Origin of the sequence: Bradyrhizobium sp. AZCC 1578 (assembly GCF_036924675.1) — a bacterium.
Classification (GTDB): domain Bacteria; phylum Pseudomonadota; class Alphaproteobacteria; order Rhizobiales; family Xanthobacteraceae; genus Bradyrhizobium.
In genome coordinates this window covers 6,925,203-6,951,686 of record NZ_JAZHRZ010000001.1, presented here as the reverse complement: position 1 = coordinate 6,951,686, position 26,484 = coordinate 6,925,203, and the positions used below count along the sequence as shown (strand labels likewise).

The 26,484-nt window shown below is 61.7% G+C and carries 23 protein-coding genes; 10 read left to right on the top strand and 13 right to left on the bottom strand.

The window, feature by feature from the left end; genetic code table 11:
- Positions 1-282: 282 nt before the first annotated feature.
- The 3 genes from V1290_RS33015 to V1290_RS33005 form a co-directional block, all read right to left on the bottom strand.
- Positions 283-1,791, bottom strand: a complete 1,509-nt coding sequence (locus V1290_RS33015) for an amidohydrolase family protein (protein WP_334368223.1) — start codon at positions 1,789-1,791, stop codon at positions 283-285.
- A gap of 432 nt (positions 1,792-2,223) precedes the next feature.
- On the bottom strand, positions 2,224-2,457 hold the full coding sequence (locus V1290_RS33010; RefSeq protein ID WP_334368222.1) for a hypothetical protein: 234 nt from the start codon (positions 2,455-2,457) through the stop codon (positions 2,224-2,226).
- A gap of 137 nt (positions 2,458-2,594) precedes the next feature.
- Complete coding sequence (locus V1290_RS33005; protein ID WP_442894089.1) at positions 2,595-3,518, bottom strand: complex I NDUFA9 subunit family protein; 924 nt, start codon at positions 3,516-3,518, stop codon at positions 2,595-2,597.
- A gap of 522 nt (positions 3,519-4,040) precedes the next feature.
- On the opposite strand from V1290_RS33005, the gene V1290_RS33000 reads away from it, so the two are divergent.
- From V1290_RS33000 to V1290_RS32985, 4 genes are all read left to right on the top strand, one after another.
- Complete coding sequence (locus tag V1290_RS33000) at positions 4,041-4,307, top strand: hypothetical protein (RefSeq protein ID WP_334368220.1); 267 nt, start codon at positions 4,041-4,043, stop codon at positions 4,305-4,307.
- A gap of 291 nt (positions 4,308-4,598) precedes the next feature.
- Positions 4,599-5,552: a tripartite tricarboxylate transporter substrate binding protein gene (locus V1290_RS32995; RefSeq protein ID WP_334368219.1), complete on the top strand. Its 954-nt coding sequence runs from the start codon at positions 4,599-4,601 to the stop codon at positions 5,550-5,552.
- Complete coding sequence (locus V1290_RS32990; RefSeq protein WP_334368218.1) at positions 5,549-6,031, top strand: tripartite tricarboxylate transporter TctB family protein; 483 nt, start codon at positions 5,549-5,551, stop codon at positions 6,029-6,031. The genes V1290_RS32995 and V1290_RS32990 overlap by 4 nt, the downstream gene beginning before the upstream one ends.
- 3 nt (positions 6,032-6,034) lie before the next feature.
- Positions 6,035-7,570, top strand: coding sequence for a tripartite tricarboxylate transporter permease (locus V1290_RS32985; RefSeq protein ID WP_334368217.1), 1,536 nt, complete (start codon positions 6,035-6,037; stop codon positions 7,568-7,570).
- Positions 7,571-7,591: 21 nt separating this feature from the next.
- Here the strand turns inward: V1290_RS32985 and V1290_RS32980 are convergent, their stop codons facing one another.
- Complete coding sequence (locus tag V1290_RS32980) at positions 7,592-8,416, bottom strand: AraC family transcriptional regulator (protein ID WP_334368216.1); 825 nt, start codon at positions 8,414-8,416, stop codon at positions 7,592-7,594.
- Positions 8,417-8,569: 153 nt separating this feature from the next.
- On the opposite strand from V1290_RS32980, the gene soxC reads away from it, so the two are divergent.
- The 6 genes from soxC to V1290_RS32950 all read left to right on the top strand — a co-directional run bounded on the left by soxC (position 8,570) and on the right by V1290_RS32950 (position 14,678).
- A complete protein-coding gene (gene soxC / locus V1290_RS32975) occupies positions 8,570-9,808 on the top strand; it encodes a sulfite dehydrogenase (RefSeq protein WP_334369253.1) in 1,239 nt (412 codons plus the stop codon).
- Positions 9,795-10,358, top strand: a complete 564-nt coding sequence (locus tag V1290_RS32970) for a c-type cytochrome (protein WP_334368215.1) — start codon at positions 9,795-9,797, stop codon at positions 10,356-10,358. The genes soxC and V1290_RS32970 overlap by 14 nt, the downstream gene beginning before the upstream one ends.
- A 65-nt stretch (positions 10,359-10,423) precedes the next feature.
- On the top strand, positions 10,424-11,644 hold the full coding sequence (locus V1290_RS32965; protein ID WP_334368214.1) for an MFS transporter: 1,221 nt from the start codon (positions 10,424-10,426) through the stop codon (positions 11,642-11,644).
- 82 nt (positions 11,645-11,726) lie between these two features.
- Entirely contained in the window at positions 11,727-12,602 is an 876-nt protein-coding gene (locus V1290_RS32960; protein WP_334368213.1) for a glycine reductase, read from the top strand.
- Positions 12,603-12,625: 23 nt separating this feature from the next.
- The gene (locus V1290_RS32955) at positions 12,626-13,909 is read left to right on the top strand and encodes a tetratricopeptide repeat protein (protein WP_334368212.1); all 1,284 of its coding nucleotides are present in this window, start codon (positions 12,626-12,628) and stop codon (positions 13,907-13,909) included.
- 76 nt (positions 13,910-13,985) lie between these two features.
- Positions 13,986-14,678: a cupin domain-containing protein gene (locus V1290_RS32950; RefSeq protein WP_334368211.1), complete on the top strand. Its 693-nt coding sequence runs from the start codon at positions 13,986-13,988 to the stop codon at positions 14,676-14,678.
- 51 nt (positions 14,679-14,729) lie between these two features.
- On the opposite strand, the gene V1290_RS32945 is transcribed toward V1290_RS32950, so the two are convergent.
- From V1290_RS32945 to V1290_RS32905, 9 genes are all read right to left on the bottom strand, one after another.
- Positions 14,730-16,655: a potassium transporter Kup gene (locus V1290_RS32945; RefSeq protein ID WP_334368210.1), complete on the bottom strand. Its 1,926-nt coding sequence runs from the start codon at positions 16,653-16,655 to the stop codon at positions 14,730-14,732.
- Positions 16,656-16,812: 157 nt separating this feature from the next.
- Positions 16,813-18,714 (bottom strand): potassium transporter Kup, encoded by a 1,902-nt coding sequence (locus tag V1290_RS32940; protein WP_334368209.1) that lies wholly within the window; start codon positions 18,712-18,714, stop codon positions 16,813-16,815.
- A 159-nt stretch (positions 18,715-18,873) separates the two neighbouring features.
- On the bottom strand, positions 18,874-19,701 hold the full coding sequence (locus tag V1290_RS32935; RefSeq protein WP_028349766.1) for an OmpA/MotB family protein: 828 nt from the start codon (positions 19,699-19,701) through the stop codon (positions 18,874-18,876).
- 33 nt (positions 19,702-19,734) lie between these two features.
- On the bottom strand, positions 19,735-20,508 hold the full coding sequence (locus tag V1290_RS32930) for a motility protein A (RefSeq protein WP_334368207.1): 774 nt from the start codon (positions 20,506-20,508) through the stop codon (positions 19,735-19,737).
- 212 nt (positions 20,509-20,720) lie between these two features.
- Positions 20,721-21,689: a Bug family tripartite tricarboxylate transporter substrate binding protein gene (locus V1290_RS32925; RefSeq protein ID WP_334368206.1), complete on the bottom strand. Its 969-nt coding sequence runs from the start codon at positions 21,687-21,689 to the stop codon at positions 20,721-20,723.
- 39 nt (positions 21,690-21,728) lie between these two features.
- Positions 21,729-22,448 carry an RraA family protein gene (locus tag V1290_RS32920; protein WP_065745282.1) on the bottom strand — a complete coding sequence of 240 codons (720 nt, stop codon included), beginning with the start codon at positions 22,446-22,448 and terminating at the stop codon, positions 21,729-21,731.
- A gap of 129 nt (positions 22,449-22,577) precedes the next feature.
- A complete protein-coding gene (locus V1290_RS32915; protein WP_334368205.1) occupies positions 22,578-23,468 on the bottom strand; it encodes a CDP-alcohol phosphatidyltransferase family protein in 891 nt (296 codons plus the stop codon).
- A gap of 64 nt (positions 23,469-23,532) precedes the next feature.
- Complete coding sequence (locus V1290_RS32910; protein ID WP_334368204.1) at positions 23,533-24,231, bottom strand: phosphatidylserine decarboxylase; 699 nt, start codon at positions 24,229-24,231, stop codon at positions 23,533-23,535.
- Between the two features lie 57 nt (positions 24,232-24,288).
- Positions 24,289-26,277, bottom strand: coding sequence for an ABCB family ABC transporter ATP-binding protein/permease (locus tag V1290_RS32905; RefSeq protein ID WP_334368203.1), 1,989 nt, complete (start codon positions 26,275-26,277; stop codon positions 24,289-24,291).
- Positions 26,278-26,484: the final 207 nt, after the last annotated feature.

Sequence of the window (26,484 nt, the reverse complement as noted above, 5' to 3'; positions counted from 1 at the left end):
GAATACAATTGATCGAAAGTCCTACAAGCCCGGTTTGGCAGTCCCGGATGCGACCAATTGTGTTGGCGCATGTTGCGGCGCAATCATCCTATGTGCCGGTTGTGGGGGCACAACGGGCGTCCCGGGATGTGAGCTACTGGGCCGAAAAGCAAACATCGCACGAAGCGTTTGGTTTTCATCCGAAACCAAAATTGCCTCTGTCGATCTACACCCTTCACTGGAGCCGCGCGTCGACCGCGCCCGTGAAGCTTGCTCGGTCCACCGGCGCGGGCCGTCTAACGTTTACGCGGCGCGAACGTAGCCGTAGCGCAGGTTCGAGGGCGCCTTAGCTGCCTGCGTATATTCGTTCTTGAGCGAGGCGAGACGGTCCTCGGAATAGGCCGGCATCCTGGTGTTGTCAGCCGCTCTCAGCTTGATCTTGTAGAGCCTGGTGGCGTTGCCTGCGAAGATCAGTTGCTTGGTGGCGCTATTGGCGTCGCCGAGTGGTGCAAAGCCGTATTTCTTCTGCATGTCCTCCGGGATTTCGAGCCGGCGCATCGCCTCGATCTGCCACTGCGGTGAGCCGTACCAGACCGAGTCGGTGCCCCACATCACGTGGTCTACCCCCATGCCCTTGATCAACGTGCCGACCAGCGCGGCGCAGAACTTCGGATGCGCCACCGCCGAGTTGGCAAAGCAGGTGCCGAGTTCGGCATAGACATTGGTGACGCCGAGCTTCTGCGGGATTTCCGAAAGATCCGTGGCCCACTGGATGCGGCCGGTCTGCTCGAACTCGGCCCACGCCTTGTCCGGCAGTTCGGTGAACGGCCGTAGCGCCGAGTGATAGATCACGAAGTTCATCTGCGGCCAATCCTTGGCGGCCTTTCCGATGTCCCACGCGGTTGCATATTCCCACACGCCGGCGAACGATTTTTCGTAATCGGGCGGCAGCAGCCCCTTGTGGATGCACAGCGTGTTGATGCCGGACTTCACCGCTTTTTCGTAAAACGGATACATCACCTGCTCGTCGTCGAGCCGCCATGGGAACTTGGAGGGCGCCAGCGGATCGCCGATCGTGTAGGACTTCCAGGAATCCGGCTTGTAGACCTCGATCGCCTTGTCGACCTCCTCCATCCAGCCGGGCTGCTTTGGGGTGATGACGCTGTGCGCCAGCAGCCGGCGCGAGCCGGCGAAGTCGTTGATGAGTTCGCGGGCCTTGACGATCTGCTCGTTGGAAAGAAGCCACCAACTCGGATCATCGAACGGCGCGCCGCTCAACAGCGCCATGTTGGTGTCGCTGTCGTAGTAAACCTCTTTCACATAATTCTGGAACTTGTAGCGGCCGAGCGAGGAGACGCCCTCCTCCTTCATCTTCGGGTTCCAGTGCTGGCTCGCAAAGTCCGCCAGCCCCAACAGCTCCTTGTGATCGAAGTCGTCGCGCACGAAGTGGGTCTGAACGTCGAATATGAACTGGTCGGCGAGGCCTTGCGCGCGTGCCCGCATCAATTCGGGCTCTCGCGCCTCCGCAGTCGCGACCTGGAAAACATTGCCGTAGACGTCGTTCATGGCGAGGAATGCTGCCGCCATGCCGCAACCCGTGTGCAGGAACTGCCTGCGGCTCAAGCCGAGGTGCTTGCCGTTCACGTCGGCGAGCTCGTTGATCCGGGCCTCGACCTTCTTTTGCACGGCGCTCTGCGGGGGCGGCAGATACTCGCCGTTGGAAACAATCTGCGTGGGAATCGGCGTTGCCGCCGATGCCGCCTCCGCGCCCGCGACAAGACGCTGCTCTCGCTCGCTAAGCCAGGTGCTCATTGTTCTCCTCCCTGTTTCGTTGGGCTACGACGGCGCTGGTCGTGCGCGCATCAGCTTCCCGCGTTTGGCCACTCCCGATCAGTCAGGTGGACGAGATAGGCATACCTCCCTTCAACCGCATGAGGCCATCGCACCCGCCTCATGCCGAAGCCGAGTCTCTTCATCACGTCATCCTGTGAGGGTATAGACACACGTGAAAACTACTTACGGTAGTGGCGCATCTTCGCCGAATTCAATGCTCAAATTTCCAATGGCGCAAGCAAAGTTATCCGGCAGTCATGCTGTCCCAAAGCACCCATTGCGGTTGGCAGGCTTGCCCGAGCGAGCACAAAGCGCCTGCAGATTTATGACGCGCATGAAGCATCTGATGCGCATGAAGCATCGTCCTTCGCGGACGGATGGAGGGATCCAGCCCGCGCCAATTGCCCGGGCCTAGATTCGATCACGCAGCCCTTTGACGCCTTCCCTTTCGGCGCAATGCTCGCAGCAGAAGAACGTGCCGGACTTCTCCAATCCGTGCCCGACGATGCGGATGCCGCAATGATCGCAGGTCGGCGCGAGCGCATGAATGGCGCACTCGAAACTATCGAAGGTGTGCGCCTTGCCGTTCATTGTGACCTGAAAGGACTTGTCATAGTCATTGCCGCAGGTTTCACATGTAGCCATGATGTCCGCCTTCACTTATGACGCGGTCGCCCTCGCATTGATTAAATTCAATAACGGGGTCTCCAAAGGTTGGTTCCTCATCTTGAGCGCAACATCGACCAACCCGGCGTCCGTTGACGCGGATTGGTCGAGGCGTCTCATGCTCCGGAATCAGACAGCATCTTCTGGAGTATTGCCTCGACCGAGTGCGGCGATATCCCAAGCTCGGCAAATCCAGGCATATCTGGCGATGACACCGTGTCGATTTCCATCAGCTCCACTTGATTGCGCGTGAGGAATGGAATCCGGAGCGTTTCGGAGGCCCATGCCAGTGCATGCCAAGCAACAAACGGGACTGGAATCAGTCGAGGTGCGAGTCCGGCTTGGTGCGCCACGGCTCTCAGCAACTCCTCGTAAGAATAGACGCGGGGGCCGCCGAACTCGAAGATATCAGTCGTCTCGGCGCGCTGCATGATCCGGCCAATCGCGTCAGCAACATCATCCACACAGGCCGGCTGCAATCTGGTCACGCCGCGGCCGAACATCGGATAGACGGGAAGCTGGCGGAGCAGCTTGAGGATGACGACGAGAAACGCGTCGTCCGGTCCGAACATCACCGCCGGACGGATCAAAGTTGCCTCGGCGAACGCCGTCCGGACCGCCAGTTCGCCCTCGCCACGCTTCCGGATGTAGCGCGATTGGGAGGTGGCATCGGAGCCGATTCCCGAAATGTGGACCAGCCTTTTGACGCCAGCCCTGTGCGCTTGAATGGCTACCCGCCGGGCGGCCTCGACGTGAACGGATTGAAAAGTCTCCGCTCCGCGCTCGATGTAAAGACTGACCGCATTCACGACGCCGTAAGCGCCGGCAAGCGCCTCCGCGACCGACCGCTCGTCGTGAATGTTCGCCTCTACGGATTGAAGTTGCGGGTCTTCGGCGCCAGGCAAGGTGTAGCCGTGATCGGGATGCCTTGACGCGGTCCGAACGGGAAATCCGCGTGAGCGCAGTTGTCGAACGATGCGGCGGCCCAGAAAGCCGGTTCCGCCGAACACGGTGACGATCTGATCGTTCGTTGCCACCATGGCCCATTCGCCAAATCATGTCGCAACCGCCCCCATTATAGCGGCTTCGAACCCTGCTGCGAGAACTAACTGCAAGTCTGCAAATGATGAGGCCGAGTCTCTCGCAGCGGTCTTGCAGGGCGGACGCGCAAAGAGCACGCGAGGGCGCAGGCGCTAGCAGCAATCGCTCTACAGGCAGGGCAATCGCTCTGGCGCAGCCACAGCTCCGATCCGCTAGATCATCACGGTGCCCACATCGAACCGGACGGAGAAAAAAGATGATCTGGAAAAGCATCGTCGGACCCCGTGCGATTGCACCCGATTCTGCGCGCTGGTCCGCAATATCTGATTCTGCTCGCAAGGCGGCTGAGACAGTCTTCGCCAGCATCATTCACAACCTGGTTATGGATATACGCGATAGCTACCGGCCCGAGCTGCACTACATGCGCGGCCCCGGCCCGAAATGGCGCGCCAAGCATCAGTCTTGGCTAAGATTAGATTCTGACTGCCCACGTTCTCCTGTGCGCTGGAAAGGGTCCCCTCATGCGGAATCTTAGCTTCGGACAGGTTGGTCTTCTCGTGATCTTGCTAGCCCTGCTTGGCCTCACTGGCGTATGGGCTGTATCGGTGTGGAATGCCACGAGCGACGCCGTGATGGATAAGCACGGCTGGATCGCCCTTGGACTCGGAACGTTCTTTTCACTCCTGATCGGCTGCGGGCTGATGGCCTTGATGTTCTTCAGCAGCCGTAGCGGTCACGATGACGCCGCCGACCCGTTCAGGGAAAGGCGTGAGCCACCCGCTGAATGAGTTGTAACGGGGGCCCAAACAAAAAGCGATCCCGGATCTGCCGGGACCGCTTAAGCTCGTGAGTGTTGTCCCTCCGGGGCGACATTCCCAAAATCCGCACGCGGCGTGACGCACAAGCAGCCGCTTAGGATACTCCGCGAGGCGCCTCAGGGCACCGGTGGACTCAGCCCAAATTTGGATTTGGCGGTGCGCTGCACACGCCGCCGGACCATTGTCGCATCATTGTTTGCGAAGTGCTGGCGTCTTGCTATGATCGAAAGAAAAACAATCAACGGCATAGGGAGAAGCGTCATGAGGACCGTGCTCCGCAGTTTGGCGTTGACAGCAGCCTTGGCCGCGATGGCCATGCCGGCCGCGGCTCAAAACTATCCTGAGCGCCCGATCAAGATGATCGTGCCGTGGGCGGCAGGCGGCGATACGGACAACATCTTTCGTCCATTTGCGCCGCTTCTACAGAAGCATATCGGTCAGCCAATCGTGATCGCCAACGTCACGGGTGCCTCCGGCACCGTCGGGGCGCGCGAAGCCAAGGGCTCGCCGCCGGACGGCTATACGCTTTATGCGGTGCACGACTACATCCACCTTGTGCACTATGCCGGCGTCACAGACGTCAAATACAGCGACTTTGAGCCGATCTGCCTGCTCTCTGCGACGCCATCGGTCCTGACGGCGAGCCCCAAGACGCCCTGGAAGACCTGGGCCGAGCTTGCCGAAGACGCCAAAAAGCGTCCGGGCCAGATCACCGTGGGGGCGACCCTCGGATCGACCAGCCACATCTTCCCGGCGCTCATCGAAAAGGCGGCCGGCGTCAAGTTCAAGTACGTCTCCTATGAAGGCCTCGCGCCGCGCATGAATGCCATTCTCGGCGGCCATGTCGATTTGACGGATTCCAACCTGACGCAGAAGGGCAAGGTCGATGCCGGGCAGCTCAAGTTTCTTGCCATTGCTGCCGAAAAGCGCGATCCCGAAGCCCCTGACGTGCCGACGCTGAAGGAGCTCGGCATGGACATCGTCTACGCGGTTTTGCGCGGCCTGATAGTACCGAAGGGCACGCCGGCCGCGGTGCGCGCCAAGCTGGACGAGGCCTGCGGAAAAGCCGCCAAGGAGGCGGAGTTTGCGGACGCAATGAAGAAGCAAGGCACGCGCGTCTCCTATCTCAACGCCGCCGAATACGGTCCATTCCTCGACAAGCTCGACCGGGAGAGCAAGGTGATCATGACCGAGCTCGGTCTTGCCAAGCAATGAGACTTGGCCGCGATAGCCTTGCCGGATTGATCTTCCTCGCGGTCAGTCTGGCTCTGCTCGTGCAATCGTTTGGACTTCCGCAGCTGCCGCTGGTGCCGGTCGGTCCCGGCTTCTATCCGCGCATCGTCCTGATCTTCATGGCCGTGACCAGCGCGGCGCTGATCGTGCAGGATCTGGTCGCACCGCGCGCTGAGCCGGCCGACGTCCCTGTTCCGGCGCAGCCGCAACGGGCCTATGGCCTGGTCGCGCTCGCCTTCGTCATTTTCGCGCTCTACCTGGTACTTCTGCCTCTGCTCGGCTATCGCATCGCCACCGTCCTGTTCGTCGCCGCGTTGCAAGCGACGCTCGAGAGGCCTACGACCTGGCGCCAATGGGCGGTCCTCGCGGCAATAGCGATTGCCACGTCGGCAGTGACGTACCTGGTCTTCGAGCGGTATCTCACGGTGCTGCTTCCTCGCGGTAGCTGGACAAACTGGTAGGCCATGTTCGAGCTTTTGGGACATGGGCTGCTGACGGTGCTGCAGTGGAATTATCTCGTTCCGCTGTTCGCGGGCACGCTCATTGGCGTCATCGGCGGCGCGCTGCCGGGCGTCACCATCACGATGACGATCATCGTCATCCTGCCGTTCACCTATGGTCTCGATCCTCTGCAGGGGCTGGCCGCGATGACCGGCGTCTATGTCGGCGGCTCCGCCGGCGGCCTGGTCACCGCGTGTCTGCTCGGAATTCCGGGCACGCCCTCGGCGATCGCCACGACCTTCGACGGCTTTCCGATGGCGCGGGGTGGCGCGCCCGGCCGGGCGATCTGGCTCGGCGTGTGGTCGTCGTTCTTCGGCGGGCTGCTCGGCGGGCTGTTCCTGATCCTGGTGACCGGGCCGCTCGCGGCCATCGCACTTCAGTTCGGACCGTGGGAGTATTTCTCGCTGTTCGTGCTGGCCATGGCGATGGTGGCGGGTCTGGCCGAGTCCTCGTTCATCAAGGGCCTGCTGTCGACCGCCATTGGCCTCCTGATCACCGTCATCGGCACGGACCCGATCGGCAGCGTGCCGCGCTTCACCTTCGGGTCCGAGTTCATCAGCGGCGGCTTCCCGTTCCTGCCGGTGCTGATCGGGATCTTTGCCTTCGCACAGATCATGTCCGACATCGAGATGACAAGAGCGCCAAAGACGCCCGAGGCCGTTCTGGCCGCGCAGCCGAGTCTTGGGGTTTCCCTTGGGGTTTCCCACCTCAAGGTGATCGGCGAAATCCTCGGCCGTCCGTTCCTGCTCCTATGGTCGACGGTCGTCGGCATCCTGATCGGCGTATTGCCGGCGATCGGCGGCAGCGCCGCCAATATGCTGGCCTACGACCAGGCGAAGAAGTTCTCGCGCCATCCCGAGCGTTTCGGCACAGGCGTGCCCGAGGGCATCATCGCCTCTGAGTCCGCCAACAATGCCAATGTCGGCGGCTCGCTGGTGACGATCATGGCGTTCGGTATCCCGGGCGACGCCGTGACCGCCGTCATGCTGGGCGCCATGACGATCCATGGCATCCAGTCGGGGCCGCTGTTCGTCTCCCAGCAACCCGCCCTCGCCTACGGCATCTACGCCGCATACATTTTGGCACATCTGCTGATGGTGCTGATCCTGGCCGCGGGCGCGCTATTCATGCTTCAGATCACCCGGGTCAGGCTCGCGGTGCTTGCGCCCGTCGTGCTGGTGCTTTGCGTGATCGGTGCTTACGCGCTCAACAACACGATGCAGAGCGTGTATGTCCTGCTTATCTTTGGTGTGTTCGGCTATGCGCTGGTGAAGGGCGGATTTCCGCTGGCTCCGCTGATCCTCGGCCTCATCCTCGGCGATCAGATCGAGATCAACCTTATTCGGGCGATCATGACGGACGACAACCCGCTGCTGTTCTTCACGCGGCCGATTTCCGGCGCGTTACTGCTCTGTGCGGCGCTCTCGGTCGCCCTGGCTGTGTGGCAGCACCTGCGTCACCAGGCGCGAACCGCGCGTGAGGAAGCACCCGACTTCTGACGCCGGGTTCGACGTTGCGCTTCATGCAGCCCCACTACCAGCTACGAGGCTTAGATTGCGTCTATATTGAAGAGGACTAACTCTCATTTCCGAGCGAAACATGAATATGAATGCTGACGCCGAGGAATAGCCAAGGCGTAGTGCGATCTCCGTGATCGGAAGGTCGCTGCCCAACATTTCGATCGCCTTGAAAAGGCGCAGACGCTGACGCCAGGTGCGCAAGCTCATGCCGACTTCGCTCTCAAAGCGTCGGGTCAGCGTTCGCGGCGACATCCCGATCTCAAGCCCCCACTTGTCACTGTGACGGGGATTGGCGGGATCGGCATAAAGGTTCTCACAAAGTGCAAGCAAGGCCGGGTGGGTAGGCCATGGCAGGGCTCCCGAGATGGGCGTTGCCCGTCGCAACTGCTCGAGGATGAGTGCGGTAACGCGGTCGGCGTAGTGACGATCTTCTTGTTTGAGCGATACGGCCTCTATGATGAGTGCCCGCAGAAGCGTGGATACATGAATGACCGCCGTCCCGGAGGTCATTCCTTGGCTTGCGTCATCGGCTACCCAGAGGCTTCGGAATTCCGCGCCCATGAGGGAGCCGACCGAGTGTTTGGTACCGGTCGGCAGCCAGACGGCCTGTTCTGGGGAAATGACGAGACTTCTTCCGTCGGCGTTGACGGTGAGCGCGCCGGAAATCGCGTAGACGAGTTGATTCCAAGTGTGGCTGTGCTCGGCAAAGTAGCTTCTCGCAGGAAGCGACTGGACTCGGACGATCAGAGGCTCGGGTGATCCAAGACCTCGCGGGCTATCGAGTGGCTTCCATCCAACGTTTTTGCGCGATTTGTGACGTTTCATCGATATAAATTGGCATTTTGTAGAGGGAAACACCAGTGCTTTGTTCTTAGGCTGAGGGGAGTGAAAGCAGCGCCGCTGCTGGCGGGCCAGTGCAACTGCCGTTCAGTCCAGCGCGCTACGCAGGCGCTACCGAGACTAGGGAGGGAAAGCGCAATGAGCGTAAGCCGACGAAGAATCCTGGCATCGGGGGCGGCGATCGCAATCGGCGGCTTGTCCACCAATTCCCGCGAGGCCCAAGCCGGCACCGTTCCTCCGAACGTTCCCGAATGGATGCATGAACAGGGTACACCGATTCTGTCGCCGGCCTACGGACTGCCGTCGAAATTCGAGAAGGATGTCGTGCGCCGCATTCGGGAGCCCCGCGCCACCGACACCGAGGCCTTTAGCGTTACGCCGTTGCAGAACCTGCACGGCATCATCACGCCGAATGGGTTGGTTTTCGAGCGTCATCACGCCGGCGTGCCCGAGATCGCACCCGATCAGCATCGCTTGCTTGTCCACGGCCTGGTGGATCGGCCGCTGGTCCTGACGATGGATGATCTCCTGCGCTTTCCTGCGGTCACTCGCATTCACTTCCTGGAGTGCTCCGGCAACAGCTCCACCGAATGGAGAAAGTCCGGCTACCATTCTGTCCAGCGCACGCACGGGCTGTTGTCCTGTTGCGAATGGACCGGGGTGCCGCTCTCGACGATCTTGGGAGAGGTCGGACTGAAATCAGACGCCAAATGGATCTTGGCCGAGGGCGCCGATGCGGCCGCCATGACGCGCAGTGTGCCGATCGAGAAGGCGCTCGACGATGCGCTCCTTGTCTATGCCCAGAATGGCGAGATGCTGAGACCGGAGCAAGGCTATCCCGTCCGGCTATTCCTTCCGGGCTTCGAGGGAAACATGTCGGTGAAATGGCTGCGTCGCCTGAAGATCGGCGATCGTCCGTGGCATACGCGAGAAGAGACCGCGCGCTACACCAACCTGCTTGCGAACGGCAAGGCGTATCAATTCGCATTCGAGATGGACGTAAAGTCCGTGGTGACCTTCCCGAATGCCGATCGCAGCTTCAAAGCCCCGGGGTTCTACGAAATCTCTGGAATCGCCTGGTCCGGACGCGGCCACGTCACGCGTGTCGACGTTTCCGTTGACGGCGGTGCCACATGGCGGCGGGCCGCGCTCCAGGAACCGGTCCTCGACAAATGTCTGACCCGTTTCCGACTGCCATTCAACTGGCAGGACCAGCCGCTGGAGATCCAAAGCAGAGCTTACGACGACAAGGGCTGGATGCAGCCCACCCGTTCGAGCCTGATTGCCGCGCGGGGAACAAATCCCCGGTACCACTTCAATGCAATTCAAGGCTGGAAGGTCGCTGCTGATGGAGTCGTCACCAATGCGAGCACTTAGCGCCTCCGTTGTTGCCCTGCTCTTCGTCGCCGGTTCTGCGCTCGCGCAGCAAGCGCGGCTCGGCCTCGGCACGCCGGCCACTTCGGAACAGATCCGCGGGTGGGACATCGACGTGCGGCCGGACGGCGCCGGGTTGCCGCCAGGCAAGGGTACCGTCGAGCAAGGCGAGAAGGTTTATGCCGAGCAATGCGCCGCCTGTCATGGCGAGAAGGGACAGAACCCGGCGAAAGGCTTCGACCGCCTCGTGGGCGGCAAGGGTACGCTGGCGACGCCAAAGCCCGTTCAGACGGTCGGCAGTTACTGGCCCTACGCAACAACGATCTTCGACTACGTCAATCGGGCCATGCCGTTCACCGCGCCGAACTCGTTGACGGCGGACGAAGTCTATTCGGTCGTGGCCTACCTGCTCTACGTCAACGACATCGTCCCGCGGCAGGCGGTCATGGATGCGCAGGAATTGAAGAAGGTGAAGATGCCCAACGCGGAAGGCTTCATTGCCGATGGGCGACCCGACACCGAGGACTTGAAATGCAAGGCGGATTGCAAATAGCCGGATCTACGCCGATGCCGAGCTTGATCGCGGGACATCTCATTGACTGGCGGAGCAGTCGCAGCATGAACTTCAATTTTCCCGCGCTCAACCATGAGGCGGCGATAGCCGTTCGCCGAGAGCGCAGCAATGTCGTAAGGCTTGCTGTCGCTCAGGCTCTCGCGGGCGCCAATTCTACGGTCGTCTACGCAACCGGGGCTGTCGTTGGCGACATGCTGGCGCCCAGCAGGACGCTGGCGACGCTGCCGGTTTCCGTTTTTGTCGTCGGCATGGCCCTCTGCACACTGCCGGCGGGCGCCGTCGCCGAACGGTATGGTCGGCGTACAACATTCCTGCTCGGTGCGGGCAGCGGCATCCTCGCGGGCTTGATCGCGTTTCTTGCGGTCCTGCAAGCGTCGTTTCCGCTGTTCTGCACGTCGACCTTTTTCGGGGGCGCCTACGCCGCCGTGGTGCTCTCCTTCCGCTTTGCCGCGGCCGATTGCGCAGCGCCGGAACGGCGGCCCCGTGCTCTTTCCGCTGTGATGGCCGGCGGTGTATTCGCTGGTGTGATAGGTCCACAACTTGTGACGCACACCATGAACCTGTGGGGGCCTTACCTCTTCGCTGCGACGTTTATTGGCCAAGCGGCGCTTGCGGCTTTCTCCGCAGTCATCCTGGCGGGCGTTCAGCTTCCTCCGCCGACTGCAACTGAGCGAGGCGCTGGAAGGCCGCTCGCTGTGATCGCCTACCAGCCGCGTTTCATCCTGGCAGTGATCTGTGGGGTCGTTTCCTACCTGCTCATGAATTTCATCATGACGGCAGCCCCGCTGGCGATGAAATTCTGCGGGTTGTCCCAGGAGTCAGCCAATCTTGGTCTGCAGTGGCACGTCATCGCGATGTACGCCCCCAGCTTTTGGACAGGACGCCTTATCACGCGGTTTGGTTCATCCGCTGTCGTCGCCGTCGGGCTGGCGCTCATGGCTGCCTCATCGTCGGTGGGTCTGCTCGGCATCGACGTCGCGCATTTCTGGGCGACGTTGATCTTGCTCGGGATCGGTTGGAATTTCGGCTTCATCGGTGCTTCGGCCATGGTTCTGGAATGTCATCGTCCCGAGGAAAAGGCGCGAGTCCAGTCGCTCAATGACTTCGTCGTCTTTGGCACGATGACGATCGGTTCATTCCTCTCCGGCGGGCTGCTATCGTCCTTCGGCTGGTCGACTGTCTTGGTTCTGTCGTTCGTACCACTGCTAATCGCGTTGTTGGCGCTAATTGGGTTTTCGTATCGAGGCAACCTACAGCAAACCTGACCAGCACGGCGCTTGCCGCCTTGCCGATACAAAGTGTTCAAGCCAGCCGGCTTGCGTAAGAAACGTTTCGAGGAGATGCGACATGAACGAAGCAGACGCCCCAGTGCAGTATATTGAGCGCACGCGCCACTATTACCGTGCTCTCGGTTACGCCAACGACTATGTCTGGGCGGGCTTTGATGATGTCCCCTTCACCCGGCCTGCCAAGCCACTGTCGGAGCTACGCATCGCACTGATTACCACGGCTAGTCCGCTGGATTTTGATGGGGTGAAGCAGGTGTGGTCAGGCGTCGTTTCGCCGCCGCCGGAGAAGCTGTTTACCGACAATGTTGCGTGGGACAAGGAGTCGACCCACACCAATGACCGGGCCAGCTTTTTGCCGATAGAAGCCGTTTTCGAATTAGTCGCTGAAGGAGTCATCGCCGGACTGACGCCGCGCTTTCACGGTGTTCCGACAGAATACAGCCAGCGAAAAACGGTGACCAAGGATGCGCCCGAAATCTTGGCGCGCGTTCGACAAGATGGAGCGGATGCTGCAATCCTTTGCCCCCTTTGCCCCGTTTGTCACCAGACCGTGAGCCTGGTGGCTCGTCATCTCGAAGCGAATGGAATTCCGACCGTCATTATCGGTTCGGCGCTGGACGTTGTCGAGCATTGCGGCGTTCCACGGTTCTACTTCACGGATTTTCCGCTGGGCAATCCGTGCGGGCATCCTTGGCGACCCGACATGCAGCGCGAGATCGTGCGCCAGGCGCTCGCCCTTTTTGAGACATCGAAGACGCTGCGAACAACTGTCAAGGCGCCGTTTGCCTGGAACGAAGAAGGGGCCGTCTGGCGGGCTCGATACGGTCGGGTCACGCCCGCAGATCGAGAGCGACTGCTCAAACTAGGCGATGAGCGGCGCCGTAAGCAGGCGCAATCCAAACAGGCGGCTGCCGACAGAGAATCATCCGAATGACTGCGAACTCGATGAGAAATTTCGTGAGCGCTTTTGAAGACCGATACGGGAACACGTTGAGCACAAGCTCCAGCAATGCCCGCGACGCTTATATCGTCGGCGTTGACAAGCTGTTATCGGCCGGCTGGGGCATTGATCAAGCGTTCCGTGAGGCGATCGCGGCCGATGAAAACTTTGCCCTTGCACACATCGCGCTTGCGCGGAGCTTGCAGGTTCTCGGTCGGGGCCACGAAGCAAAAGATCCGCTCGAACGCGCGTTGGCGCTCGCCCCAGCCACGACAGCTCGCGAGCAAAGTCATATTGCGATCTTTGCCAAAATCCTGGGCGGTCGGGGCGCTGAAGCTGTTTCGATGATAACCGAACACATCAAGGACTGGCCCCGCGACGCCATGGTGCTGGCGCCGGCCACCGGTGTTTTCGGTCTGATCGGCTTCTCCGGTAGGTCCGGGCGCGAGGTCGAGCAGCTAGCACTGCTGGAGCCGCTGGCCACGCACTATGACGATGACTGGTGGTTTCGAACGGTGCTCGCGTTTGCCGAAATCGAGCTGCATAAGCTCGACAGTGGTTTCAAGAATATCGAGGCCGCACTTCGCGGCTTTCCTCGCAACGCACACGCTGCGCATATCAAGGCCCACCTGTTCTACGAGAAGGGGCAGCGCGAAGAAGGGCTCGCCTATCTCGACCAATGGAACGCCGCCTACCCGCGAGAGGGACAACTGCATTGCCATATAAGCTGGCATCTTGCCCTCTGGTCGTTGGAGACCGGCAGGCGCGATCAGGCATGGAAGATCTATCGCGAAGCGCTGCATCCGGGCGGTTCGTGGGGCCCACAGATAAATGTTCTCACCGACTGCGCTTCGTTCCTTGCACGGGCCGAGATGGCAGGTGAGCCGCGATCTCCGGAATTGTGGAGAGAAATCAGCCAGTATGCGGCGAAGTGGTTTCCAAATTCAGGGATCATCTTTGCCGATATGCACAGTGCACTTGCCTTTGCAATGGCTGGCGATGCGGAGGCACTTGCGAGGATAATCGAGAACCCAAAGGGACCCGCTGCGGACATTCTGGTACCGATTGCGCGCGGCTTCGACGGTTTAGCGAGGGGTGACTGGACACGGGTCGTCGATGAACTAAAGCCGGTTTTGCAGGCCCATGAAAGGGTCGGAGGTAGTCGCGCGCAGCGCGACCTCCTGGAATATTCCGTGACCTGCGCCTTGCTGCGCAGTGGTCGCGCCGACGAAGCGCGGCGCCTGATCGCGTTACGCCGACCTCAGAATGCGGCGAGCGGACTTCCGCTCGCCGCAATCTAAGGCGGGCCCACTGCAGCCAGAGCCGAGGTAGTGAAGCGCCAAGGTTTGTATAGTGCTACCATGAGGGAGAGCAGTGATGCGCATTAACGATGACCTATCGAATCCAGTTTTCGTTCATGCCGCGAAAATGGACTGGGTAGCCAGTCCGTCGGCCGGCGTTGATCGGCGTATGCTGTTCCGCATTGGCGGGGAAGTCGCGCGCGCCACATCGGTTGTGCGTTATGCTCCCGGCAGCGTCTTCCCGCGTCATACGCATAGCGGTGGAGAAGAAATTGTCGTCCTGGAAGGCACCTTTCAGGACGAGCATGGTGATTACCCCGCGGGCACCTATTTTCGCAATCCTCCGGGCACGTCGCATGTCCCCGCCTCGAAGGATGGCTGCACCATTTTCGTCAGGCTGTGGCAGTTCCGTGACGGGGACCAGATTCAGATCGTGCGTCGACCAGGTCAGGGAGAACAGGTCGAGCCGCGGCCTGGCGCAATGAAAGCAACCGTCCTGTTCGAGGATGGGCATGAGGAGGTGCGTCTGGAAGAATGGGAGCCAAGTAAAACCATCAGCGTTGCGAACACGCGCGGGTTGGAGTTTTTCGTTCTATCGGGGGGACTAACGATCGGGAGCGAAGCGCTGGAGCCGCAGAGCTGGGGCCGCCTGCCCGCCGGCGTCGACTTGAACGCGAGAGTTGGTTCGCAAGGTGCGAAAATCTGGACGAAGGAGGCGCCGCTGCTGCATCCGGATGTCTGTCGGCTTCCCGGCAAACCAGCAGCCTAACCGGAAACAACAAAGTAAGAAAAGCTCCTCGAATCCGAATTGAGCTCTTCCCTAGATCGTGACCTGCGTTCCGACTTCCACCACGCGTCCGGTCGGAATCTGGAAATAGTCGGTGGCGTCGTTGGCGGCGCGGCTCAGGCGGATGAACAGCAAATCCTGCCAGCGCGGCATGCCCGAATGCGCGGCAGGTTTGAGCGCGCGGCGGGACAGGAAGAACGACGTCGACATGATGTCGAACTGCCAGCCGAGCTTGCGGGCGATCGCCAGCGTCTTCGGCACGTTGGGCGATTCCATGAAGCCGAACCGAAGCGTCACCCGGGAGAAGGTCTCGCTGAGCTGCTCCATCCGCACCCGCTCGGCATCGTCGATCCGCGGCGTCGGCGCAGTCTCGATGGTGAGGATGACGTTCTTCTCATGCAGCACCTTGTAATGCTTCAGGCTGTGCATCAGCGCGGTGGGCGCGCATTCGGGATCGGAGGTCAGGAACACGGCCGTGCCGGGGACCCGCTGTGGCGGACGCTTCTCCAGCATCGCGACCAGATCGGCCAGCGGGAATTCTAGCTTGCGCGACTTCTCGAACAACAGCCGGCTGCCGCGGCGCCAAGTGTACATCAAGAGCATCACGATGCCGCCGAGCGCCAGCGGCACCCAGCCGCCCTCGAACACCTTCAACAGATTGGCGGCGAGGAAGGTGACATCGAGGAACAGGAACGGGGCGATCAGGGCTGCGGCCGCGATCGGCGACCATTTCCAGACCCGCCAGATCACGACAAAGCCCATCATGGCCGTAACCACCATGGTGCCGGTCACGGAGATTCCGTAAGCCGAAGCCAGCCCGCTCGAGGAGCGGAACAGGACCACCAGCAAAATCACCGCAACGAACAGCAGCAGATTGATGCGGGGAATGTAGATCTGCCCGGAATGCGCTTCCGAGGTATGGCGGATTTCGAACCGCGGCAGCAGCCCGAGCTGTATCGCCTGGCGCGTCAGCGAGTAGGCGCCGGTGATGACGGCCTGGCTCGCGATCACGGTCGCCGCTGTCGCAAGCGCCACCATCGGGATCAGCGCCCAGTCCGGGAACATGAGGAAGAAGGGGTTTTCGATCGCCTTGGGGTCGGCGATCAACAGCGCGCCCTGCCCCAGGTAATTGATCGCCAGCGACGGCAGCACGATGAAGAGCCAGGCGGTCTGGATCGGCCGCTTGCCGAAATGGCCGAGATCGGCATAGAGCGCTTCCGCACCGGTGACGGCAAGAAACACCGCGCCGAGCGTGATGAAACCGATCATTCCGTGATGGAGCATGAAGGAAACGGCGTAGAGCGGATTGAGTGCGTGCAGCACCTCGGGGTGCCGCATGATCTGCGGCACGGCTGCGACCGCGATGACAGCGAACCAGACGCACATCACCGGTCCGAAGAACGCGGCGACGCGCGCGGTGCCGCGGGATTGCACGGCAAACAGCGCCACCAGAATGATGACCGTCAGCGGCACGACATAGTGTTCGAAGGTGACGGTGACGAGCTTGATGCCCTCGATGGCCGACAACACCGACAGCGCCGGTGTAAGAACCGCGTCGCCATAAAACAGCGCGCCGGAGATGATGCCGAGCAGCACGATCGCCGCCCCGCCCTTGCCGACCGCGCGCTGCGCCAGCGCCATCAGTGCCAGCGTTCCGCCCTCGCCATTGTTGTCGGCACGCAAGAGGATGACGACATATTTCAGCGTCACCACCACGATCAGCGCCCACAGGATCAGCGAGAGCACGCCGAGCACGGCCTGTGGCGTGGCACCGGCCGCAATCTCGCTGGCGGCGACCACCGCTTCGCGCAGCGCGTACAGGGGGCTGGTGCCGATGTCGCCATAGACGACGCCGATGCTGCCGAGCATCAGCGCCTTGAAGGTGGCGGTGGAATGCGCTTCGCCATGACCGTTGGCCGCGGGCGTTTCCGCCGCGGGGATCGCAAACTGGACTGACATGAGATGGGGGGCCTCGGTTCCTTACCGCACTGCACAAGTGCAGAAGCGCAGCCCTATACTCCCGGGACGGATGGGCAGGTTAGCCGGAATCCAGGCCTCCGGTATGCGCTTTCCGCATAGATGGCGGCGAAGGCTGCGGCCAATTTTCCATCTGAAATCAGATGGTTACTTGGGTACCCACTTCTACGACCCGCCCGGTCGGGATCTGGAAGTAGTCGGTGGCATCGTTCGCCGACCGGCTCATCGCGATGAAGACATGATCCTGCCAGAGCGGCATGCCCGACTGCGCCGAGGGCTTGAGCGACCGCCGCGACACGAAGAACGAGGTCGCCATGATGTCGAACTGCCAGCCGAGCTTGCGCGCGATCACCAGCGCCTTGGGCACGTTCGGGGATTCCATGAAGCCGAACCGCAGCCGGACGGTAGAAAACTTCTCGCTGATGGTTTCCATCTTGACGCGCTCTGAAACATCGACCCGCGGCGTTTGTGCGGTTTCGATGGTCAGGATCACGTTGTGCTCGTGCAGCACCTTGTTGTGCTTGAGATTGTGCATCAGCGCGGTCGGCACGAAGCTCGGATCAGAAGTCAGGAACACCGCCGTGCCCTTGACGATATGCGGCGGGCGCTTTTCCAGGCTCTTGATCAAGTCCATCAAGGGCACCTCGATGCGCCGCGTCTTGGCAGTCAGGATCGCGGCGCCGCGGCGCCAGGTCCAGATCATCACGGCGACCGCAACGCCGAACAGCAGCGGCACCCAGGCGCCTTCCAACAGCTTCAAGAGGTTTGCGGCAAAGAAGCTCATGTCGACGACGACGAGGGGCAGTATCACGGCCGCCGCAGTCGCCGCGCGCCAGTTCCACAGCTTCCAGATCACGACAAAACCCATGATGCCGTCGACCACCATGGTCGTGGAGACTGCAATGCCATAGGCCGAGGCAAGACCGCTGGAGGTACGGAACAGCAGCACCAGCAGAACCACCCCGATCAGCAGCATCCGGTTGACCCGCGGCAGGTAGATCTGGCCGGCATGGGCCTCGGAGGTGTAGCGAACCTCGAAGCGCGGCAACAGACCGAGCTGCACCGCCTGGCGGATCAGGGAAAAGGCGCCCGTTATGACCGCCTGACTCGCGATCACGGTGGCGGCGGTCGCCAGCACCACGAGCGGGATCAACAACATCTCCGGGACCATCCGGTAGAATGAGTTTTCGATCGCCGACGGATCGGACAAGACCAGCGCGCCCTGTCCGAAATAATTGATCAGCAACGACGGCAACACGAAAAAGAGCCATGCGGCCCGGATCGGCTTGCGCCCGAAATGCCCGAGGTCGGCGTAAAGCGCCTCGCCGCCGGTCACCGCCAGAAACACCAGGCCCATCGTCACCAGACCGATGACGCCATGGGACAGCATGAACTGGATCCCATACCAGGGATTGATCGCGTAGAGCACCGTGGGATCGTCAGAGATATGGACGAGGCCCATCACCGCCAGCGTCACGAACCAGACCACCGTGACCGGGCCGAAGGCCGAGGCGACGCGCGCGGTGCCGCTGCTCTGCACCGAGAACAGCACGACGAGGATGAAGATCGTCAGCGGCACCACATAATGTTCGAGCGCGGGCGTGACCAGCTTGAGACCTTCGACCGCCGACAAAACCGAAATCGCCGGCGTGATCATGGAATCGCCGATGAACATCGACGCGCCGACCACGCCGAGCGCCAATAGCGGCAAGCTCCGCCGGCCCAGCGCCCGCTGACCCAACGCCATCAGGGACAGCGTACCGCCCTCGCCGTTGTTGTCGGCGCGCAACAGCAGCAGCACATATTTGGCTGTCACCACGATCAACAGTGACCACAGGATCAGCGAGAGCACGCCGAGTACAATGATGCGCGATACCGGCTGGCCTTCGGCCGCGTGGGTGGCGGCCTCGCGGAACGCATACAGCGGCGAAGTGCCGATATCGCCGAACACCACGCCGATACTGCCCAGCGTCAGGGCCCAAAAGCCGGAGGTGGCATGCCCATCATGGGCTGCTTCGGTAGATGTGACGCTGACAGTCATGATGGAGAAGGAACGTTCTCGTCGTTGATTTGATCCGGGCGGCTATCGGCGCTTCCGCGTTGCCTGTCAATCATCGCGCGACCATAGCACCACGCGCGATCCGGGACTGGCGCAAAGTAGCCACAGCGCCAACGCTGGTATTATGGTAGTCGAACCGTATTACGGCTTCAGGTTAGGCGGAAGCGGTGGATTTTCGCGCATCAACGTGATGGTAACGCGACGGTTTGCCGGCAGCGTCGGATCGTCGGGAAACAGCGGCTGGCTGTCGGCCTTGCCGCCGACGGCGTAGATGTGAGATGCGGGCAGTCCTTCGCGTTCGAGGATCTGGCGCACGGCATTGGCGCGGTCCGCCGACAGATCGAAGGCGCCATATTCGCCGCGTGACGGCAGGAAACCGGCAGAGGTGTGGCCGACAATGTTGAGCCGCAGCGGCGTCGCCTTCAGCGGCACGGCCAGTTTCTGGATCAGCCGGCGGGTGCGGTCGTACGGCACCTTGGAGCCGTCGGCGAACATCGAGCGGCCATCCTGGTCGACGATTTCCAGATTGAGCCCCTCTTTGGTTTCCTCGAACATGATGTTCTTGGACATTTCGGTCAATTCCGGCATGTCCTGCAGCGCCTGGCGCAACGATGCCGCGGCGAGCGCGAACTCGCGATCGACTTTCAAGCGGGCGCCGTTTTCGCGCTGACGGTCCTTGTCGTCGGGCGTCGGGGTATTGGAGGCATCCTCGGGCGGAATATGCTCGACGTTCTTCAGCTTCGGCCGCGTCGGCAGGCCGTCGGATTCGACGATTCCCGAATGCCGGGACTCGGTCTGCACGCCAAAAGCCTCGCGCATCGAGCCGGCGACGATCTTGAGCTTTTGCTGGTCCTGGCTGGAGAACGCAACCAGCATCACGAAGAACGACAGCAACAACGCCATCAGATCGGCGAACGTCACGAACCAGCCGTGACCGCCATGCGCCTCTTCGCGTTTTTTCTTGGCCATGCTTTATGTCCGTGCCTTGATGCTATCAGCCGATCAGGCCGGAACCAGTTCGCCTTCCTCGTGGCGGTGCTTTTCGGGCAGATAGGCCAACAGCATTTCACGCACCAAGGCCGGGCTCTTGGAATCGCGGATCATCAGGATGCCGTCGATGATCAGCGTGCGGTTGGTTTCCTCGTCGATCAGCTTGCCATGCAGCTTGTCGGCGATCGGCAGGCAGATCAGGTTCGCCACCAGCGCACCGTAAAGTGTTGCCAGCAAGGCCACTGCCATAAAGGGACCGAGCTTCGAGGGATCCGACATGTTCGAGAACATCTGCACCATGCCGAGCAGCGTGCCGATCATGCCGAATGCCGGCGCGCAGTCGCCGATGGCCCGATAGATCTTCGAACCCTCGTTCAGATGCATCAGAAAGTTGTCGCGATCGCGCTCCATGTTGTCGCGGATGAACTCGAGGTCGTAGCCGTCGGCGACGTAGCGGATGCCCTTGGCGAGAAACGGCTCGTCGGTCTCGACCTTTTCCAGTCCGACCGGGCCCTGCTTGCGTGCGATTTCCGCGATACGTGCCAGTTCGTCGACCAGGTCGCGCGCCGAGAGCCGGCTCATGGTGAAGGCGAATTTCGCGCCGAGCGGCATGCCGTGCAGGATTGCGCTAAGCGGAAAGCGGATCAGGGTTGCGGCGAACGAACCGCCGAAGATGATGATGACGGCATGGATGTCGTAGAACATCCGGAAGTCACCGCCCATCAAGATCAGCGTCGACAGTACAATAGTGCCGACGATCAGGCCAACAAGCGTGGTGATATCCATTCTGAACTCCAACGCGTACGCAAATTACCGGACATCCTGACCGGTCGCGCGCTCCATTCGGAGCTGGCGCAGAGGAACCCTACGACCGCGCAATTAAAGAGCCGTAAAGGTTAAACTCGAACAGGGATCGTAAAAATGCGGGGCGGCGGCCACACGGTCGCAAGGATTCGCTAACCATAATGCGCCGGCACGCAGCTGGCATTCTCTCGTCGTCACTGCGCCTGGGTGCCGATGCCGGCTGACTTGATGATCGGCCACCATTTTTCGATCTCGGCCTTCTGGAAGGCGGCCAATGCTTCCGGCGTCTGCTGCGCGCGCGGCGCGACGTCGAGGCCGAGTTCGGTAAAGCGCTTCTGGATCGCGGGGTCGGCCAACGCCTCCGTTGTCGCCGCGTTGAGCTTGGCGATGATCTCCTTCGGCGTGCCCTTCGGCGCCCAGAAGCCGAACCAACCGGACATATAGAGACCGGGCACGCCGCTCTCGTCCGCGGTCGGAATATCCGGCATTGAGGCCGAGCGCGTCGGCGAAAGGTTGGCAAGCGCCTTGATCTTGCCGGCGCGGATTTGCGGCAGCGCCACCGCGCCCTGCACCACCAAGAGATCGACCGTGCCCGAGACGAGATCGGTCATCGCAGGCCCGGCACCGCGATAGGGAATGAACTGTACCTTCTGCTTGGTCAGGTTCTCGAACAAGACGCCGGTGACGTTCGCCGCCGCATTCTGGTTGACGAAATTGATCTTGCCGGGGTTTTCCTTCATCCACGCCACGAGTTCGGCCAGTGTGTTCGCCGGCAGGTCTTTCTTGGCGACCATGAGCTGCGGATTGTTCGAGACCAGCGCGATCGGCTCAAAATCCTTTTCGAGATCGTAGTCGAGCTTGTAGATGATGCTGCCGACATGGGTGTCCCACTGGCCGATGTCGAAGGTATAGCCGTCAGGCGCAGCGCGGGCGACGCGACCGACGCCAATGCTACCGCCGGCGCCGCCGACATTTTCGATCACGACCGACTGCCCGAGCGTTGCCCGCATCCGCTCGCCCATGATCCGCGCGGCGGTATCGGTCGATCCGCCCGGCGGGAACGGCACGATCAGCGTGATCGGCCGCGAGGGATAGGTTTGTGCCTGCACGGCTACGACACCGAGAAGGAACGATAATGACAGTACCGCCCAGAACCGTCTCATAGCGCTCCCCCTCGCCCGTTTGTTAGATCCGACTTTTCGTCAGTGAATCTCCGCCGAGCGCTTCAGCGCCTCTTTCAGTTTTTCCAGCGTGAAGTCCGGGCTGCGCGCGATCTCTAGGATCGGCGTCTCGCGCCGGCCGCAGAGTTCGGCGGCCTCCGGAATCTTTGCCGCGATGTCGATGGGGATCACGATGGCGCCGTGCTGGTCGGCGTGGATCAGATCGTCCGAATGCACCGTCATGCCGGCGACGCGCACCTCGCCGCCCCAATGTTCGGCATGGACCCAGGCATGCGACGGTCCGATCGAACCGGCCAAGGCCTGGAAGCCCGGCGCCCATTGCGGGATGTCGCGGATCGAGCCGTCGGTGATAACGCCTAGGCAGCCGAGCGCCTTGTGCACGTTGCTCTGCACCTCGCCCCAGAACGCGCCATAGCCGACATCGGCGCCATCGATATCCTGGATCACGGTGATGCGCGGGCCGAAGCCGGTGCCGACATATTCGTAATAGGCGATGCGGCGCTTCGCCTGCTCATCGGCGGGAAGCGTGGATTTGAGCACCGAGCGGATCGTCACCGTGCGGGCGTAGCCGACCATCGGCGGCAGATCGGGGAACGGACAGACCAGCGGCTTGGTGGTGTAGCCGATCAGGCGGCGCTCCGGCGCCACGATCTCCATCGCATTGCAGATCGTCGGGGTGTCGTAGCGCGCCAGCGCCTCGAGGACGGAAGCAGGCAGCGGGGCGGTAACGGCTTTGTTCACGGCGTTCTCTCCTGATTTTTTCGGCCCGGCTCTTTGAGGCCGTAGTTCGCTAAGCCCTATAGCCGAGATTGGAGGAGAACCCAACTCGGCAGCGCTCATGGCAGCCATATCGGAGAGTGGCGAGGACGCTCAGTTCAGCCGCGCCGGCCGTTCGTCCTCGGTTTCGCTGGGGGTCGGCGAGAATGTCGCCGGAGATGACGCCGTGGTTTCAGCCGTCGGAGCCGGCTGTGCGGCAAGGGCGGCGTTGCGCTCATGATCGCGATAGGATTTCCAGCCCCAGGGCAGGCTCACGAGGTAGAGCACCGAGCCGATCGAGAGGATGTGCCAGGGGTAGCCGATAAGAAGCGCGACGAAGAACACCACGGAGACGAAGACCGGCAACACCATTTCCGGCGGCACGCGCATCTTCACCGTCTTGCCGGAAAATACCGGCAGCCGCGACACCATCAGGAACGCGATCAGCAACGTATAGGCCGCGGTCAGCATTGCCGGCGGCTTGGGGACGCCGAGAAACGCCAGATAGAACGGCAGCATCGCAAGGATCGCGCCGGCCGGCGCCGGCACGCCGGTGAAATAGTTCGCAGCAAAGGCAGGCTTGTTCGGATCGTCGATGCTGGCGTTGAAGCGCGCAAGCCGCAGGCCGCCCGCGATCGCAAACACCATCGCGGCGATCCAGCCGCCATTGTTCAATTCCTGGAGCTGCCAGAAATACAGCATCAGGCCGGGCGCGACGCCGAAATTGACGAAATCCGCCAGGCTGTCGAGCTCGGCGCCGAATTTCGACTGGCCCTTGATCATGCGCGCCACGCGCCCGTCGACCCCGTCAAGCACCGCCGCGAATACGATCGCCGCGACCGCGAGCTCCATCCGCCCTTCGATCGACAGGCGGATCGCCGTCAGCCCGGCGCAGATCGCGAGCAAGGTGATGACGTTGGGCACCAGCATCCGCACCGGGATCGGGCGAAACCGGCGGCGGCGCAGTTCAGGGTATTTGGGGTCCGGGATCAGCATGCCAGCCATTATATAGCAAGCGCCGGCCCGGTTTGCCATTGGCAGCCGCCTAGCCATTTAGGCGCCGAATTGGTTAATCGGCGCGAAAAGTCCGGCCCTGCTCGGTCGAGCCGAAATCGGCCAAAATCGTCTCGCCGGCAATCGCCGTCTGGCCTTCCGAAACCAGCGATCTCGTGCCTTCGGGCAGATAGACGTCCAGACGCGAGCCGAAACGGATCAGGCCGAACCGCTCGCCGGCGCCGATCGACTGGCCTTCGCGCACGAATGAGACAATCCGCCGCGCTACCAATCCGGCGATCTGGACCACGCCGATGCGGCCGTTCGTGGTCGAGATCACCAGCGAATTGCGCTCATTGTCTTCGCTGGCCTTGTCGAGCTCGGCATTGATGAAGGTGCCGGGCCGGTAGGCGATACGGTCAATCCGGCCGGTCACCGGGCTGCGGTTCACGTGGCAGTTGAACACGCTCATGAAGATCGAAATGCGCGGCAAGGGCCTATCGCCGAGGCCGAGTTCGGCCGGCGGCAGCACCTGAGCAACCATCGAGACGCGGCCATCGGCCGGCGACACCACGATGCCGTCGCGCACCGGCGTCACGCGGACCGGATCGCGGAAGAACAGCGCGCACCAGACGGTCAGGATGGTGCCGATCCAACCCAGCGGCGTCCAGAGCCAGAACAGGATCAGGCTGACCAGCGCAAAGCCGCCGATGAACGGATAGCCCTCCGAGTGGATCGGCGGGATCTGCGCGCGGATGGAGTTCGCAATCGACATTGAGGCTCACTGTTGTCTGGCCAGCTTCCTGCCTTTGGAAGTAGCGGCGTATTTGGATTATTCCGCGGCGGTTGCCAAGGGATCTTTGGATTTTGGCTGATCGCCGGCCGGCTCATTGAGCGGATCATCGACCGGCGGCGGGGCGCGGTTCGGCGCTTCGTTGCCGTCGTCGATCTGCGCGAGCTTCTCCCGCGCCGCCTCGGCTTCGCGCTGCCTATTCCACATGCTGGCATAAAGCCCGCCGGCTGCCAAAAGCCCGACATGGGTGCCGCGCTCGGCGATGCGCCCTTGATCCAGCACGATAATTTCATCGGCGCCAACGATCGTCGACAGCCGGTGGGCAATCACCAGCGAGGTGCGGCCGCGCGAGACGCGCTCCAGCGCTTCCTGGATTTCGTGCTCGGTGTGGCTGTCGAGCGCGGAAGTGGCCTCATCGAGGACAAGGATCGGCGGCGCCTTCAAGACCGTGCGCGCGATCGCCACGCGCTGCTTCTCGCCGCCCGACAGTTTCAGGCCGCGTTCGCCGACCTGGGTTTCGTAGCCCTTGGGCGAGTTGCGAATGAAGCTGTCGATCTGCGCCAGTTGCGCCGCCTCTTCCACCTCGGCATCGCCGGCGTCCCAGCGGCCGTAGCGGATGTTATAGCGGATGGTGTCGTTGAACAGCACGGTATCCTGCGGCACCATGCCGATCGAGGCGCGCAGGCTCGCCTGCGTGACGTTTCTGATATCCTGGCCGTCGATCAGGATTTTGCCGCTGGAGACGTCGTAGAGGCGGAACAGCAGCCGTGAAATCGTCGACTTGCCGGCGCCTGAGGGACCGACGATCGCGACCGTCTTGCCGGCGGGCACCTCGAAGCTGAGGCCTTTGAGGATCGACCGCTCCGGATCATAGGCAAAGCGCACGTCCTCGAAGCGCACATTGCCGGCGCTGACCACGAGCGGCGCGGCGCCCTCGATGTCCTTGATCTCCGGATTGCGCGACAGCACGTTGAACATCTTCTCGATGTCGATGATCGCCTGCTTGATCTCGCGATAGACCATGCCCATGAAGTTCAGGGGCTGGTAGAGCTGGATCATCATGGCGTTGACCATGACGAAGTCGCCGACCGTGTTGGTGCCGTTGCGCACGCCGAGCGCACACATCAGCATGGTCGCGGTGAGGCCGATGGTGAAGATGACCGCCTGCCCGGTGTTGAGCACCGCGAGCGAGGTATAGGTCTTGACGCTGTTGTGCTCGTAGCGCTCCATCGAACGATCGTAGCGTTCGGCCTCGCGCGTCTCGGCGCTGAAATACTTCACCGTCTCGTAATTGAGCAGCGAATCGATCGCCTTGGTGTTCGCTTCGGTGTCGGAATCGTTCATCTTGCGGCGGATTTCGATCCGCCATTCGGTCGCGATGTAGGTGTAGTACATGTAGATCACGACCGTGACCGCGGTGACCAGAACGTAGCGCCAGTCGAACTGCCACAGCAGCACGGCCATCAATAGCGACACCTCGACGATGGTGGGGATCAGTTGCAGGATCACCATCCGCACGATCACCTCGATGCCGGTGCGGCCGCGCTCCAGGACACGCGTCAGGCCGCCGGTCTTGCGCTCCAGATGAAAGCGCAGCGACAATTCGTGCATGTGAACGAAGGTGATGTAGGCGAGTTTGCGTACCGCATGCATGGCGACGCGGGCGAAGATGCCGTCGCGAAACTGCGTCAGCACCGCCATAAGCACCCGCACCGCGCCGTAGCTCGCGGTCATCAGCAGTGGCGAGGCGATCAGCCACAGCATCCAGTTCGAGGCCTCGACCGGTGCCGTGCCCATGCCGTTGAGCGCATCGATCGCCCATTTGAAGGTGAACGGCACCGTCAGCGTCGCGAGCTTCGCCGCGAGCAACAGCACCATCGACCAGATGACGCGCATTTTCAGGTCCGCGCGGTCGCCGGGCCAGATATAGGGCCACAGGTGAACCAGCGTCCCGATCAGGGTCGCCTTTTCGGGAGCGTTGTCGGCCGGCAGTTGGGCGATATCGGTGTGCGAATCAGAATCAGCCATCGCTGTCGCGCCCAACGCAAGATGGCGCACCGACCGCCGTCAGATGGTTTCTGATGATCTGCATAGGCCCGTCATATAAAGCGTTTAACTCTCCCGTACAGCCTTGAAAGATAAATCTTTCCCCCGTTTGGTTTGATTTCGGGCCTATTTCTGCTGCATCAGCGAAATCAATCAGACTTGAGGTTTTCTGGGTGCAGTGCCACATGG

Excerpts from the sequence above, each read along its gene's own strand:
- V1290_RS33015 (WP_334368223.1), bottom strand. The coding sequence starts at position 1,791 with ATGAGCACCTGGCTTAGCGAGCGAGAGCAGCGTCTTGTCGCGGGCGCG.
- V1290_RS33010 (WP_334368222.1), bottom strand. The coding sequence starts at position 2,457 with ATGGCTACATGTGAAACCTGCGGCAATGACTATGACAAGTCCTTTCAG.
- V1290_RS33005 (WP_442894089.1), bottom strand. The coding sequence starts at position 3,518 with ATGGTGGCAACGAACGATCAGATCGTCACCGTGTTCGGCGGAACCGGC.
- V1290_RS33000 (WP_334368220.1), top strand. The coding sequence starts at position 4,041 with ATGCGGAATCTTAGCTTCGGACAGGTTGGTCTTCTCGTGATCTTGCTA.
- V1290_RS32995 (WP_334368219.1), top strand. The coding sequence starts at position 4,599 with ATGAGGACCGTGCTCCGCAGTTTGGCGTTGACAGCAGCCTTGGCCGCG.
- V1290_RS32990 (WP_334368218.1), top strand. The coding sequence starts at position 5,549 with ATGAGACTTGGCCGCGATAGCCTTGCCGGATTGATCTTCCTCGCGGTC.
- V1290_RS32985 (WP_334368217.1), top strand. The coding sequence starts at position 6,035 with ATGTTCGAGCTTTTGGGACATGGGCTGCTGACGGTGCTGCAGTGGAAT.
- V1290_RS32980 (WP_334368216.1), bottom strand. The coding sequence starts at position 8,416 with ATGAAACGTCACAAATCGCGCAAAAACGTTGGATGGAAGCCACTCGAT.
- soxC (WP_334369253.1), top strand. The coding sequence starts at position 8,570 with ATGAGCGTAAGCCGACGAAGAATCCTGGCATCGGGGGCGGCGATCGCA.
- V1290_RS32970 (WP_334368215.1), top strand. The coding sequence starts at position 9,795 with ATGCGAGCACTTAGCGCCTCCGTTGTTGCCCTGCTCTTCGTCGCCGGT.
- V1290_RS32965 (WP_334368214.1), top strand. The coding sequence starts at position 10,424 with ATGAACTTCAATTTTCCCGCGCTCAACCATGAGGCGGCGATAGCCGTT.
- V1290_RS32960 (WP_334368213.1), top strand. The coding sequence starts at position 11,727 with ATGAACGAAGCAGACGCCCCAGTGCAGTATATTGAGCGCACGCGCCAC.
- V1290_RS32950 (WP_334368211.1), top strand. The coding sequence starts at position 13,986 with ATGCGCATTAACGATGACCTATCGAATCCAGTTTTCGTTCATGCCGCG.
- V1290_RS32945 (WP_334368210.1), bottom strand. The coding sequence starts at position 16,655 with ATGTCAGTCCAGTTTGCGATCCCCGCGGCGGAAACGCCCGCGGCCAAC.
- V1290_RS32940 (WP_334368209.1), bottom strand. The coding sequence starts at position 18,714 with ATGACTGTCAGCGTCACATCTACCGAAGCAGCCCATGATGGGCATGCC.
- V1290_RS32935 (WP_028349766.1), bottom strand. The coding sequence starts at position 19,701 with ATGGCCAAGAAAAAACGCGAAGAGGCGCATGGCGGTCACGGCTGGTTC.
- V1290_RS32930 (WP_334368207.1), bottom strand. The coding sequence starts at position 20,508 with ATGGATATCACCACGCTTGTTGGCCTGATCGTCGGCACTATTGTACTG.
- V1290_RS32925 (WP_334368206.1), bottom strand. The coding sequence starts at position 21,689 with ATGAGACGGTTCTGGGCGGTACTGTCATTATCGTTCCTTCTCGGTGTC.
- V1290_RS32915 (WP_334368205.1), bottom strand. The coding sequence starts at position 23,468 with ATGGCTGGCATGCTGATCCCGGACCCCAAATACCCTGAACTGCGCCGC.
- V1290_RS32910 (WP_334368204.1), bottom strand. The coding sequence starts at position 24,231 with ATGTCGATTGCGAACTCCATCCGCGCGCAGATCCCGCCGATCCACTCG.
- V1290_RS32905 (WP_334368203.1), bottom strand. The coding sequence starts at position 26,277 with ATGGCTGATTCTGATTCGCACACCGATATCGCCCAACTGCCGGCCGAC.